Annotated in this window: 12 protein-coding genes and 1 pseudogene; 7 read left to right on the top strand and 6 right to left on the bottom strand. The window is 59.8% G+C overall.

Annotation, left to right across the window (positions count from 1 at the left end; all coding sequences use genetic code 11):
- Nucleotides 1–23: 23 nt before the first annotated feature.
- The gene (locus tag ACA054_RS19065) at nt 24–512 is read right to left on the bottom strand and encodes a copper chaperone PCu(A)C (RefSeq protein ID WP_497685643.1); all 489 of its coding nucleotides are present in this window, start codon (nt 510–512) and stop codon (nt 24–26) included.
- Nucleotides 512–1,117 (bottom strand): SCO family protein, encoded by a 606-nt coding sequence (locus ACA054_RS19060; protein ID WP_497685642.1) that lies wholly within the window; start codon nt 1,115–1,117, stop codon nt 512–514. Before ACA054_RS19060 ends, ACA054_RS19065 begins: the two co-directional genes overlap by 1 nt.
- Nucleotides 1,118–1,358: 241 nt before the next feature.
- On the opposite strand from ACA054_RS19060, the gene ACA054_RS19055 reads away from it, so the two are divergent.
- The gene (locus ACA054_RS19055) at nt 1,359–1,559 is read left to right on the top strand and encodes a YbdD/YjiX family protein (RefSeq protein WP_497690338.1); all 201 of its coding nucleotides are present in this window, start codon (nt 1,359–1,361) and stop codon (nt 1,557–1,559) included.
- Between the two features lie 455 nt (nt 1,560–2,014).
- Here the strand turns inward: ACA054_RS19055 and ACA054_RS19050 are convergent, their stop codons facing one another.
- On the bottom strand, nt 2,015–3,040 hold the full coding sequence (locus tag ACA054_RS19050; protein ID WP_497685641.1) for an IS110 family RNA-guided transposase: 1,026 nt from the start codon (nt 3,038–3,040) through the stop codon (nt 2,015–2,017).
- Between the two features lie 905 nt (nt 3,041–3,945).
- Entirely contained in the window at nt 3,946–4,302 is a 357-nt protein-coding gene (locus ACA054_RS19045) for a DUF6124 family protein (protein ID WP_497685640.1), read from the bottom strand.
- Between the two features lie 786 nt (nt 4,303–5,088).
- On the opposite strand from ACA054_RS19045, the gene nirB reads away from it, so the two are divergent.
- From nirB to ACA054_RS19030, 3 genes are read left to right on the top strand one after another with little or no spacing between them, the layout of a single operon-like run.
- On the top strand, nt 5,089–7,650 hold the full coding sequence (gene nirB, locus ACA054_RS19040; protein ID WP_497685639.1) for a nitrite reductase large subunit NirB: 2,562 nt from the start codon (nt 5,089–5,091) through the stop codon (nt 7,648–7,650).
- Entirely contained in the window at nt 7,650–8,024 is a 375-nt protein-coding gene (gene nirD, locus ACA054_RS19035; protein WP_497685638.1) for a nitrite reductase small subunit NirD, read from the top strand. The genes nirB and nirD overlap by 1 nt, the downstream gene beginning before the upstream one ends.
- A 31-nt stretch (nt 8,025–8,055) precedes the next feature.
- The gene (locus ACA054_RS19030) at nt 8,056–8,496 is read left to right on the top strand and encodes a CBS domain-containing protein (protein WP_497685637.1); all 441 of its coding nucleotides are present in this window, start codon (nt 8,056–8,058) and stop codon (nt 8,494–8,496) included.
- An 89-nt stretch (nt 8,497–8,585) separates the two neighbouring features.
- Here the strand turns inward: ACA054_RS19030 and ACA054_RS19025 are convergent, their stop codons facing one another.
- Nucleotides 8,586–9,017: a nuclear transport factor 2 family protein gene (locus ACA054_RS19025; protein WP_497685636.1), complete on the bottom strand. Its 432-nt coding sequence runs from the start codon at nt 9,015–9,017 to the stop codon at nt 8,586–8,588.
- A gap of 171 nt (nt 9,018–9,188) precedes the next feature.
- On the opposite strand from ACA054_RS19025, the gene ACA054_RS19020 reads away from it, so the two are divergent.
- From ACA054_RS19020 to ACA054_RS19010, 3 genes and pseudogenes are all read left to right on the top strand, one after another.
- On the top strand, nt 9,189–9,863 hold the full coding sequence (locus ACA054_RS19020) for a DUF2238 domain-containing protein (RefSeq protein WP_497685635.1): 675 nt from the start codon (nt 9,189–9,191) through the stop codon (nt 9,861–9,863).
- Between the two features lie 97 nt (nt 9,864–9,960).
- Nucleotides 9,961–10,716 (top strand): annotated as a pseudogene (locus ACA054_RS19015) (MCP four helix bundle domain-containing protein); the annotation flags it as partial.
- Nucleotides 10,711–11,574: a methyl-accepting chemotaxis protein gene (locus ACA054_RS19010; protein ID WP_497690337.1), complete on the top strand. Its 864-nt coding sequence runs from the start codon at nt 10,711–10,713 to the stop codon at nt 11,572–11,574. The pseudogene ACA054_RS19015 and the gene ACA054_RS19010, both read left to right, overlap by 6 nt.
- 142 nt (nt 11,575–11,716) lie before the next feature.
- On the opposite strand, the gene ilvD is transcribed toward ACA054_RS19010, so the two are convergent.
- Nucleotides 11,717–13,399 (bottom strand): dihydroxy-acid dehydratase, encoded by a 1,683-nt coding sequence (ilvD, locus tag ACA054_RS19005; RefSeq protein WP_497685634.1) that lies wholly within the window; start codon nt 13,397–13,399, stop codon nt 11,717–11,719.
- Nucleotides 13,400–13,484: the final 85 nt, after the last annotated feature.

Here is a 13,484-nt window from a genome sequence, read left to right as displayed (position 1 = left end):
CCGTGGGGGAGGCCGTCAGACCCTCAATGCATCTTGCTGTGATCCATGTTGCCATGATCCATCGTACCAAGTGCCCGCGCCTCAGCATCTACCTTGATCGTTTCTTTTTCGCCCTTGGCGTTTTCCACGGTCAAGGTCAACGGCACTTTGCTGCCTTCCTTGATCTGCCCCGTGAGGTCCATGAGCATGATGTGGTAGCCATGGGGATCGAAGCTCACTGGCTTGCCGGCCGGCAACGCCACGGACTCGACCTGCTGCATGCTCATCACATCGTCTTTCATGCTCGATTGGTGAATCTGTACCATCTTCGCCACGGGCGACTGCACGTCGAGCAGCTTGCTGTCGATGTCGGCCTGCAAGGTCATGAAGGCGCCGCTCGAAGGCTGGCCGGCCACCGTCGCCCTGACCCAGGCGTCATTTACCTGGGTTTGCGCGGACACCTGCCACGCCATGCCGATCAGGGCCATTCCCAGTACAAGCTGTTTAATACGTGGTGCGCAGAACGAAGTCATCAGCAGACCTCCATGACGGTGAGCAGGTCTTCTGCGCACTCTTGAGCGGTAAGGGACGCGGACAGGCCCAGGCGCAGGTTGCCTCGGGAGTCGAACACGAAGCTGGTGGCGGTGTGGGACAGGGTGTAGGTCGAACCGCTCGGCACTTTCTCGAAGAATACGCCGAACTCCTTGGCGGTGGCGGCGGTTTCTTCCAGAGTGCCGGACAGCGCCTCGAAACTCGGGTCGAAGGCCTTTACGTACTTGTCGAGCAACTCGGGTGTATCGCGCTCAGGGTCCAGGGTGATGAAGATCACTTGCAGGCGCTCGCCATCGCGGCCCATCAGTTTTTTCGCCTGGGCGGCGCGGGCCAGCGTGGTCGGGCAGACGGCCGGGCATTGGGTGAAACCGAAGAAGATCATCGGCATCAGGCCCTGGTAGCTGCCGAGCATCCGGGTTTCGCCCTCGGCGTCCTTGAGCTTGAAGGAACGCCCCATGATCTTGTCGCTCAGGTCCTTGCCGTACTTGAACGACAGCTTGCTGCTGTCATCGCAGCCGGCGAGCAGGCCGAGGCTCAACAGGCTCATGCCTTGCAGGACCGTGCGGCGGGAATACAACGTACTCATGGAAAAAAGCATCCTGTGTAGCCACTGGAAAAACACAGTGCCTGATCAATCAGACGAGAAAAAGCGCAGGGATGTTAACAAACTGTTGCCCGTTGGCGCTCAATCGGTGGCCAGCCGGTCATGCGCCAAAAGGTCGCGGGTGCTTGAATACATGAAAATACAAATGGCCCGGAAGCAGACACATTGCAGATACATCAGTGGGTTTGAATCGGGCTGTCCAAATCTCATTGAGAGCACTGCCATGTTCCGCAAACTGCAGCAAGCCGCCAGTTTCCTTAGCCAGAGTGCGCGTTTGATGGTGGGCGTTCCCGATTACGACAACTACGTCGCGCAAATGGCGATCAACCATCCGGGTGAGCCGGTGATGAGCTATGAGGCGTTTTTCCGTGAGCGTCAGGAAGCGCGTTTTGGGCGTGGGAAATGTAATACGCGGTGTTGCTGACGCTGCAAACTCCCCCACTTACGGACCCGATCTACTGTGTATGGCTTGCCAGCGATGGCGGCCTGATAGCCGACCAGTCACTCGCGGATGTACCCGATCCACTGTGGGAGCGAGCCTGCTCGCGAAGGCGGCCTGACAGCCGACCATTTTCTTTCAGGTGTACATATTCATTCCTGCGGTAACGGCCACCTATGGTTCCGCTCTTACATCTATGGTTACCCCCTTTTCTGCAATACTGTTTTTGATGCGTGTTTGGCTTGCTTTCATCTATTCGGCGTCTGAGTGGGGGTGTCGCCCCGCGCCTCGATGAGAATCGATGCCCAACGATCCTTATTAGCGAGACGGCCTTTCAGCCGTGTAAGAGCCCAGGGTTGTCGTCAGGCCGGTTGGCCGTTCACGTCATCAGTTATCCAGCATCGCAAAACCAGGTGGGTGGTGCTCGGGTGACAGCAGGGTCAGGCGTTCATCGCGCTTGGCCCTGCATCGAATTCAGTATGGTGTGCCGCAATCGCCCAGGCGATCCTCGCCAGCTTGTTGGCCAGCGCGCAAACCACGTGGTTGGAATGATGGCGGGCCAGTAGCTGCCGGACCCAGTCCGCCAGCCAGCCTTTCTGGTGGTCCAGATGCATCAGGTACACCCGGGCGCACTGGACCAGCAAGCGTCGCTGGTTGCGATCTCCGCGCTTGCTGATGCCCAACAACACGCTCTTGCCACCCGTGGAATGCTGCTTGGGCACCAGGCCGATTGAGGCCGAGTAGCCTCGGCCGCATTTGAACTGTTTGCCATCGCCCAACTCGGCGGCCAGGACGGTGGAGGTGATCGGGCCGACGCACGGCATGGTCATCAAGCGAGATGCCAGATCATCTTCAGCGGCCTGGCATTGCAACTCCTTGTCCAGCGACTTGATCTCCTCTTCCAGATTCTTGAAATGTCGATACAGCCTCGTCAGATTTTTTTTGAAGGGCTCAGACATTGAACTCGCCTCAAGCAGCGCCGGCAGAGTGTTGATCGATTTGAAGCCGGGGGCCAGGCTGACGCCAACCTCCAGAAGGGCTGCATGAATCCGATTGGCGGTTGCGGTGCGATCCTTGATGAACGCATCGCGTATCGAGTTGGACATGGCCAGCACCTGCTGGGTCTGGGTTTTGGGCGGCACAAAGCGCATCGTCGGGCGAGTCGCTGCCTCGCAGATCGCTTCGGCATCGGCGAAGTCGTTTTTGTTGCTTTTCACGTAGGGACGTACAAGATGAGGGGCAATGAGCTTGGGTAAATGTCCAAGCTTTGCGACCTCCTGTGCCATGAAATGGGCTCCGCCACAGGCTTCCATCACCACGGTGCAAGGCTCGACATTTGCCAGATGCTGGATGAGCGCGGTACGCGTAAATTTTTTGCGGTAGAGCTCATGCCCGCGATCATCTTGAGCATGCAAATGAAAGGTGTGTTTTCCCAGGTCGATGGCGGCAATAGCTACTTTGTTCATGGCAATGGTCTCCGGTGAGCCCCCGGTGAAAGCTTAGTGGGCGATCACCGGGGGCGGCGGGGGTAGCCATTTCATTAGCGGGTCACTTGGAAAAGCCTGTAGGAGCGAGCATGCTCGCGATGGAGGTCAACGATGACGCGGGGAGCCTGACACCCCGCGGTGCTCTCAGGTTTTTCGCGAGCATGCTCGCTCCTACAGAGCCCGCCGCGATGGGCCATCTTTGGCCCAGCGCGGCTAACCCGGCATCCTTGCCGGTTTACCCACTGCGCAGAACCGGAACGAAGCCTCTCGATGTGGCAAGAAAATCAAAAGCCAAATCAAAAGCAACAGCCAAAGCGAGGCGGCCTGACAGCCGACCTGATGGCAGGTCTGTCCGAATTCCCCTGTGGGAGCGAGCTTGCTCGCGATGAACGTCCAGACATCGCGATCATCCAGACAGGGCGCGTTATCGTTGACGTCCATCGCGAGCAAGCTCGCTCCCACAGGGATCAGGTACACCCTTAAAAGTCAGGTCGGCTGTCAGGCCGCCTCGCTTTGGCTTTAAATTTGGGCGCCCCGTTAACCACGATGGCCGAACGCAGGCATTGCGCAGTGGGTAAACCGGCAGGACGCCGGTTTAGCCGCGCTGGGCCAGGGACGGCCCATCGCGGCGACCCACGGAGCAATGCCGGAGTGAGGGCATGCCGAGCCCTAGCGAGGCACCGAGTGGTGGGGCAAGAGCGCTTTGGTTACTTTCGCGCTTTTCGAAAGTGACTCGCCGTAAGGGCGAAACCATAAGTGGCCGTTACCGCAGGAATGGATATGTACACCTGAAAGACAATCATCGGCTGTCAGGGCGCTTTCGCCGGCAAGCCTGGCTCCTACAAGGTGCTGCTCAAGGTTGCGATCCTACAAGACAACACCCATCAAGGCGGATCAATCTGATCCAGCACCCGATTCGCCGTAATCTCCGCCAGCATCACGCTGTTGGAAATACCCAGCAGGGCATTGCGGCACCCACCGTCCAGATGATCCACCAACTGATGAACCATCACATCAACCGAGGCCAGCGTCTCGACCAGATAAACCATCAGGGTTTCGTTCGTGGCCTGCGGGTTCACAGTAAATAGTGAGCTGGGTGTACGCGGTGTGGCCTTGATGTCGGCAGATGACGGAAAGTGGTAATCGAGGGCGCGCTCGGCAGCCTCGTTGAGTTTATTTGAATCGGGTTCGTACGGGGATGCCGGATCGAGGTCCGGCGGGTTCGGCGTTACCTTGAACATGATCTTCAATTCCTCGAATGGAGCTGACACCATTTCGCGACTAAACGAAGGGGTGGCGGCTGTACGCAGGTTAGTCGACCGGGGAATTGAAGAAGCCGGCGCACCCGAAGGTGCCCTGCGCACAGCCACCATCGAATGCAGATAGGAAATACCTGCCTGACGGACGCTTGTGCAACTTCAATTACCACCGGGCGACTAAACCCGATCACTGATGGGCAGTGACGCGAATCAAGTTACCGACGACCCCCAAGGCGCACAAGCCGGCGGATTCTGGCGTAGCCGTAGGCAACGGCGCAAGGTCTTGTGGCTTTCAGGAAGTAAGTCGTAGGGCGCTTAAACAAGCTTCCTTCGACGATGTTTAATGGCGCTTTCGGAACCGACTGCTGCATGCACTTTTAAAGCGCCATGCCTGACAACGTGCACCAGTGCGAAGCGGTTTGCTGAGTTTGCGAGCATCGCGCACCAACAGCCGCCACACCCGCTCATCCCGCCAGAAACATGCCTGAGTCGCGGCCATCAAGGCGTTTGCATGGCCATGGAAGTCTCCTTAGTCGAACTGGCACAAACCCTGCATTAACCCCCTCAAGCCCATCCAAAAAAGATGGGCAGCCCTCTCGGTCAACGACGATCGACTGGCCGCACAGGTCGTGGGCAACATCGGTGGATCAGGCATGGCCGTCTGATTTTCAACACCGCAAAAGAACAGGCAAAGACGCCTGGAACCGCAAGGTTTCAGGCGTTTTTTTTTGCTTTTTTCACCGTGATGGGCTTTGGGCAGGTGCGTTTATGAATTCCAATGTAGCCAGTTTGAACAAACAGCAAACGCTGGTCGTGATCGGCAACGGCATGGTCGGGCATCATTGTGTCGAGCAGTTGATCGAGCGCGGCGCGCTTGACCGCTATCGGCTGCACGTCTTCAGCGAAGAGCCGATGCGTGCCTATGACCGCGTGCATCTGTCCGAGTACTTCTCCGGTCGTGATGCCGAGTCGCTGGCACTGAGTGACGCGGCGCTGTACGAGACGCCCGGCGTCACGTTGCACCTGGGTGTGCCGGTGCTGGAGATCGATCGCGCCCGTCGCCAGGTGATCACCGCACAAGGCTGTGTTGCCTATGACAAGCTGGTGCTGGCCACCGGTTCCTATCCGTTTGTGCCGCCGATCGAAGGCGCCGAAGGCGATTCGCGTCTGGTCTATCGCACCCTGGAAGACCTCGATGCCATTCGTGCCGCGGCGGCCAATGCCCGGCGCGGTGTGGTGGTCGGCGGTGGTTTGCTCGGCCTGGAAGCCGCCAACGCCCTGAAGAGCCTGGGGCTCGAAGCGCACGTGGTGGAATTCGCCCCGCGCCTGATGCCGGTGCAACTGGATGATCTGGGTGGGCTGGCGCTGAAGGCGCAGATCGAACGCCTCGGCGTCGGCGTGCACCTGTCCCGCGCCACGCAATCGATCAGCGCTGGCGAGCAGTACCGCTACCGGATGAACTTTGCCAACGACGAGTTCCTCGAGACCGACCTGATCGTGTTCTCCGCCGGTATCCGTGCCCAGGATGCGCTGGCCCGTCAGTGTGAACTGGACATCGGTCCGCGCGGCGGCGTGGTGATCGACGACACCTGCCTGAGCTGTGATCCGCACATCTACGCCATCGGTGAGTGCGCATCGTGGAATGGCAGCCTGTTCGGCCTGGTCGCGCCGGGCTACCAGATGGCACGCAGTGTCGCGGCACGCCTGTGTGACGACGCCGCCGAACCGTTCCAGGGCGCCGACATGTCGACCAAGCTCAAGCTGCTGGGCGTCGACGTCGGCTCCATCGGCGATGCCCATGCCAATACGCCAGGCGCGCGCAGCTATCAGTTCATCGACGAAACGACGGCCAGCTACCGCCGCCTGGTGGTGGATGCCAGCGGCAAACACGTACTGGGCGCGGTGCTGATCGGCGACAACAGCTATTACGACACGCTGCTGCAATACATGCAGAACGCGATCGCCTTGCCCTCCGAGCCGGCCGCGTTGATCCTGCCGTCGTCCGAAGGCGCGCCGACCCTCGGCCCTGGCGCCTTGCCGGAAACGGCCACGGTTTGCTCGTGCCACAACGTGACCAAGGGCGCCATCTGCTCGGCCATCGACGGCGGTTGCACCGACCTCGGCCTGCTGAAGTCGCAGACCAAGGCCTGCACCGGCTGCGGCGGTTGCGCCGGCCTGCTCAAGCAAGTCTTCGAGCATGAATTGATTGCCCGTGGCGTCAGCGTCGACAAGAGCCTGTGCGAACACTTCGCCTACACCCGTCAGGAACTGTATGCACTGGTGCGGGTAGAAGGGGTGATCACCTTCGAAGAACTGCTGGCCAAGCATGGTCGTGGCCATACCGGTTGCGACGTGTGCAAACCGGCGGTGGGCTCGATCCTGGCGTCGTGCTGGAACCAGCCGATCATGGACCCGTCGCTGGTGCCGTTGCAGGACACAAACGACACCTTCATGGCCAACATGCAGAAAAACGGCACCTATTCGGTGGTGCCACGCATTCCCGGTGGCGAGATCACCGCCGACAAGCTGATTGCCATCGGCGTGGTGGCGAAGAAATACGACCTCTACACCAAAATCACCGGCGGCCAGCGCATCGACCTGTTCGGCGCCCAGTTGCATCAGTTGCCGGATATCTGGAGCGAGCTGATTGAAGCCGGCTTCGAGACCGGCCACGCCTACGGCAAATCGACCCGCACGGTGAAGTCCTGCGTCGGCAGCACCTGGTGCCGCTATGGCGTGCAGGACAGCGTGCAAATGGCCCTGACCATCGAAGATCGCTACAAGGGCCTGCGTTCGCCGCACAAGCTCAAATTCGCGGTGTCCGGATGCACCCGTGAATGCGCCGAGGCGCAAAGCAAGGACGTCGGCGTGATCGCCACCGAGAAGGGCTGGAACCTCTACATCGCCGGCAACGGCGGCATGCGTCCGCGCCACGCCGAGCTGTTCGCCACTGACCTCGATGACGCGACCCTGATCCGCTACATCGACCGCTTCCTGATGTTCTACATCCGCACCGCCGACAAACTGCAGCGCACCTCGGTCTGGCGCGAAAGCCTGGAAGGCGGCCTGGACTACCTCAAGGACGTGATCATCCACGACAGCCTGGGCCTGGGCGCCGAGCTCGAGTCGCAAATGCAATTGGTGGTCAACCGCTACGAATGCGAATGGGCCAACGCCCTCAAGGACCCGGAAAAGCTCAAGCGTTTCCGTACCTTCGTCAACGATAAACGCCCGGATCCGGACATCCACTTTGTCCAGGAGCGCGGCCAGCGCCGGCCGATCATGGCGGCCGAACTCAACCTGATCCCTGTTACCGAGGAGAGTGTCTGATGAACCCGTCCAATACCCAACGCGTTGAAACCGCTACGTCTGCCGTCTGGCAATCGGTGTGCAGTCAGCAGGACCTGGTGAACGACTCCGGTGTGGTGGTGTGGCTGGACGGTGCCCAGGTGGCGCTGTTCTACCTGCCGGGCATGGAGGGCAAAAACCTCTATGCCATCGACAACCACGACCCGCAATCCGGGGCCAACGTCATCGGTCGCGGACTGGTCGGTAGCATCAAGGGCGACCTGGTCGTTGCTTCGCCTATCTACAAGCAGCATTTTCGTCTTGAGGACGGCAGTTGCCTGGAGTACCCGCAACAGCGTTTGCGTGTCTGGCCGGTTCGGCTGAACGAAGGGGTGGTGGAAGTCGGGTTGGCCTGACGTCGTACGCCATTCACATCAGGAGACGGATATGAAGACAGCCGCACAGTTGCTCAAGCTCAAGGTCGTGGAAAACCAGCAGGTGCACAGCATCGCGCCGGACGCCATGGTGCTGGAGGCCGTGAAGAAGATGGCCGAAAAGAACGTGGGCGCGTTGCCGGTGATCGAAAAGGGCCAGGTCGTCGGGGTGATCAGCGAGCGCGACTATGCGCGCAAGGTGGTTCTGCTGGGACGTTCGTCAGTCGGCACGCCGGTCAGGGCCATCATGAGTTCCCCGGTGGTCACGGCCGATAGCCAACAGAGCATCGAGCATTGCATGGCGGTCATGACGGACAGCCATTTGCGGCATCTGCCGGTGGTGGAAAACGGCGAGCTGATCGGTTTGCTGTCGATTGGCGATCTGGTCAAGGAAGCCATTGTCGAGCAGGCCGACCTGATTCGGCAGTTCGAGCACTACATTCGCGGGCACTGAAACCCGCCTCAGCATCAGCGCAACACGAAAGGGACGGATCGGCGGGTAGACGCCAATTCGTCCTCTTTTTTTGCGGGATCACCCAAACATCAGAACTTGAACGCCTGTCGTCCTACCAGTAACCATTTTCCGCTTTGTTTCTGCCAGATCTGGAAGTTCTCGATTTCCGTCGGGACCACCTCGGTGCCTTTGAGGGCCTGGGCCGAGAAGTGGTGGCGAACCAACGCCACATCGCCGGAGACGGTGATGGTCTGGTTCTGCATCTCAAGGGTCTTGAAGGCACTTTTGCCGGTTTCGATATCGGCAATGAATTGTTTCTTGTCCTGGACCTTGCCGCTGGAATGGCCATAGGTGAGGTTTTCGGCCGTCAACGCGTTCAGTTCAGCGATGTCCTTGTGCAGCATCGCCTGGGTCAAGTGATCGACGGCTTGTGCCACGTCCTTTTCCCCGGAAGCCGGGGTGGCGGCGACGTAGCCGCTGAACAGGCACAGAAAACCAATCAGCACTTTTGCTTTTTTCATGATGTTTCCTTGTTGTTGTGGGTGATCGGATCGACGAGTTCGAGATGACTCATCGGTCATCGTACAACCTAGTATGCAAAGGAGGAAAAAAGCGAACTTGCGGCGAGGGTTCATCTCGAAGTTAAAAGTCCGTATGGATTTCGAGTTCAAGGATGCCGAGGAACCCAAATCATGCAGCCCAGGGAACATCCGCGATACGCGTTGACGCTGTTGATCCTGTTATTGCTCATCGTCATTGCGCTGGGGTATTCCCCACGCAGCCGGGTGGATTGGGCGCTGGAAAACCTGCTGGCGCTGTTGCTGGTGGGAACATTGGTGGTTTTTTATCGCAAATTTCGCCTGTCTGCGGTTTCCATCACGCTGGTGTTTGTTTTCTTGTGCATTCATGAACTGGGTGCTCATTACACTTATTCCCTGGTGCCTTACGATCGTTGGTGTTCGGCCTTGACCGGCGTCAGCTTCGACAAGAGTTTCGGCCTGCAACGCAATCACTACGACCGGCTGGTCCATTTGAGTTACGGGCTGTTGATGGCCTGGCCGATCCGGGAAGTGCTGCTGCGGCTTACACCGCTGCGCGGGCGCTGGCTGTTTTTCATGGCCCTGAACGTCATCCTGGCGACATCGGCCGTCTACGAACTGGTGGAATGGATCGGTGGGGCCTACCTGGGCAACGACACGGCAAAAGCCTTCGTCGGCGCGCAAAACGACCCGTGGGATTCACAAAAGGACATGGCGCTTGCCGTCGCCGGCGCATTCGTCTGCCTGCTTATGCTTTCCCTGCGTAATACGGCAGAAAAAGCCGGGTTACCTACCGCATGTCGAAATAACACGAATCAGTGGGGATAGGCTTCAATTCCCGGACAGACACGCCGATAACCTCTTGAGACGCCATTCGCGGTGGCCGTTGGCCCACCGACATACGTGCCAAAAGAGGAACCACAGAGTGTCCATAAAACTGCGTTTATTGTTGCTGATAGGGACGGGGTTGCTCACCGCGTTGATCATGAGCCTGGTCGGTTACCTGGGCACTGCCCGAATGGCAGATGCGGTGCAGGACAACGACGTCGGCATGACCGCGCTGCGCAATCACATGGAAGCCGACATGATGCACGATGCGCTACGCGCCGACGTGTTGTCGGCGATGCTGGTGGGCCTGGGCAAAAGCACCAGCAGCAAGGCCGAGGTGCGCAGTTCCATCGAAGAACACACCGCGCATTTTCGCGAAGTGCTCGGTGACAACCTCAAGCTACCGGTCAACGACACCCTCAAAACCGCGCTGGACAAGATCAAGCCCAGCCTCGACACCTACATCGGTGCGGCAGGGCGCATCGGCGGCCTGGCCCTGGAAAATCCAGAGGCCGCGCAAAAGGAACTCGGTACGTTCAATAGCGCCTTCAGCCAACTGGAAGACCAGATGGCCGCCCTCAGCGAGTTGATCGAAAGCAACACCCAACAGACCAGCGAAGGCACCCGGCAAGCGATCAGCAACGCCAATTTCGCCCTCGGCGCCGTGCTGATCGCCAGCCTGCTATTGCTGCTGGCCCAGGGGCGCTGGGTGATCCTGAGCATCGTGGGGCCGTTGCGCACGGCCAGCCGCATCGCCGACAGCATTGCCCACGGCAATTTGAGTGAGCCCATTGTCGAGACTGACCGCAAGGACGAAGCCAGCCTGCTGATTCGCAGCCTGGCGACCATGCAGCGTGATTTGCGCGGCATGATCGAAGTGGTGCGCAGCAACGCCCATGGCGTCAGCGGCATGAGCACACGACTGAGCAATGGTTGTCATGAAGTGGCCGGCAGCAGCCAGCAGCAAAGCGCTGCCGCCAGCACCATGGCCGCCGCCGCCAGCGAAATGACCGCGAGCATCGAGGAGATTACCCGGCATGCCGAGCGCGCGCTGGACATGGCCAACCAGGCCGAGGCGTTGGCCAAGGATGGCGGACGGGTGATCCATCAGGTGGTCAGCGACATGGACGGCATTGCCCGTTCGGCGCAGCAGTCGGCGCAGGTGATTCGCACGCTGGACAAGGAATCCGAAGGGATTTTCAGCATCATCCAGGTGATCAAGGGCATCGCCGATCAGACCAACCTGCTGGCGCTCAACGCCGCCATCGAGGCCGCCCGCGCCGGGGAGCAGGGCCGTGGATTTGCCGTGGTGGCCGACGAGGTACGCAGTCTGGCGGGCCGCACCAGCGCCTCCACCCAGGAAATCGCCGCCATGGTCTCGCGCATCCAGCAAAGCACCCGCGAAGCGGTGATCAGCATGGAGGAGGGCGTCGCCCAGGTCGACAAAGGCATGGCCGTGACCGCCGACGTCGAGCGCGCCATCCGCGAAATCCTCGAGGCCACACTCAACACCACGCAACTGGTCAACGACATCAGCCGCACCATCGGCGAGCAGAGCCTGGCCAGCAATGAAATCGCCCATCAGGTGGAGATGATTGCCGGGATGTCGGAAGGCAACAGCAAAGTGATTGGGCAGACGGCTTTGACTACAGATGAGTTGTCCTCGTTGGCGGGGAAACTTTCGCAGTCGGTCGATCGCTTCAGGCTCTGATACACCCGTTCTTTTTCTGCCGCTTCCAAGGGCCTCATCGCGAGCAGGCTCGCTCCCACAGTGGATCTGTGTTGGTCACAGATCCACTGTGGGAGCGAGCCTGCTCGCGAATGCGACAGTACAGACAACACAAAACTACGGGCTAAAGATACTTATCCGTCACAGCCCCCTCCGAGGCACTGGAAACAGTCTTCGCATATTTGGCCAACACCCCGCGCTTGTACTTCGATTCCGGCCTTACCCAGCGGCTCTTGCGCTCCGCCAGTTCAGCATCGGACACATCAACCGTGATCTGCCGGGTTTCGGCATCAATGGTGATCCGGTCGCCATCTTCGACCAACGCGATAGGCCCGCCTTCAAACGCCTCAGGCGTGATATGCCCCACCACAAAACCATGGGAGCCGCCGGAGAAACGGCCGTCGGTGATCAGCGCCACTTCCTTGCCCAGGCCTTTGCCCATCACCGCCGAGGTCGGCGAGAGCATTTCGCGCATGCCCGGGCCACCCTTGGGCCCTTCGTAGCGAATCACGATCACGTCGCCGGCTTGCACTTCGCCATTGAGGATGCCGGCCAGCGCGCCTTCCTCGCCGTGGTACACCCTGGCCGTGCCTTCGAAGCGCAGGCCTTCCTTGCCGGTGATCTTGGCCACGGCGCCGGTGGGCGAAAGGTTGCCGCGCAGGATCACCAGGTGCGAGTCCTTCTTGATCGGTTGATCGAAGGGCAGGATCACGTCCTGGCCGGCGGGGTAGTCGGGCACGTTTTCGAGGTTTTCCGCCAGGGTCTTGCCGGTCACGGTCAGCACGTCACCGTGCAGCATGCCGGCCGCGAGCATGCGCTTCATCAAGGGCTGGATGCCGCCGATGGCCACCAGCTCGCTCATCATGTATTTGCCACTGGGGCGCAGGTCGGCCACTACCGGTGAAATCTTGCCGAGCTCGACGAAGTCATCCAGGGTCAGCTCGACGTCCACGGCATTGGCCATGGCCAACAGATGCAGCACGGCATTGGTCGAGCCGGCGAGGGCGATCACCACGCGGATGGCGTTTTCGAAGGCCTTGCGGGTCATGATGTCCCGGGGCTTGAGGTCCAGCTTGAGCAATTCCATGACTTGCTGGCCGGCGCGGAAACTGTCCGAAGCCTTGTCGCTGCCAATGGCTTCCTGGGAACTCGAACCGGGCAGACTCATGCCCAATGCCTCGATGGCCGAGGCCATGGTGTTGGCGGTGTACATGCCGCCACAGGAGCCGGGGCCGGGAATCGCCACTTCCTCGATCTGCTTGACCTGGATCTCGCTGATGTCACCGCGGGCGTGCTGACCTACGGCTTCGAACACGGAAATGATGTCGGTGTGGCCGGCGCCCGGGCGAATGGTGCCGCCATAGACGAAGATCGAAGGGCGATTGAGCCGCGCCATGCCGATCAGGCAGCCCGGCATGTTCTTGTCGCAACCGCCCACGGTCACCAGTCCGTCAAAGCCTTCGCAACCGACCACCACTTCGATGGAATCAGCAATCACCTCACGGGACACCAGCGAATATTTCATGCCTTCGGTGCCGTTGGCGATGCCGTCGGAAATGGTGATGGTGTTGAAAATCACGCCTTTGGCACCGGCGGCGTTCGCACCTTTTTCCGCTTCGATCGCGAGTTTGTCGATGTGCATGTTGCAGGGCGTGACCATCGCCCAGGTGGAGGCGATGCCGATCTGCGGTTTCTTGAAGTCTTCGTCGGTAAAGCCTACGGCACGCAGCATGGCGCGGGCTGGCGCGGCCTCCACGCCGTCGATCACCTGGGAGGAATATTTGCGCAGATCGTCTTTGTCGCTCATGGCTTTTCCCCACATGCTCAACTTAAGACCTGTGAGTATAGTCGCCCATCCACGGTTACCTTGTAGGAGCCAGGCTTGCCGGCGA

This window comes from Pseudomonas sp. LBUM1653 (assembly GCF_059716115.1).
This window is presented reverse-complemented; position numbering and strand designations above follow the sequence as displayed.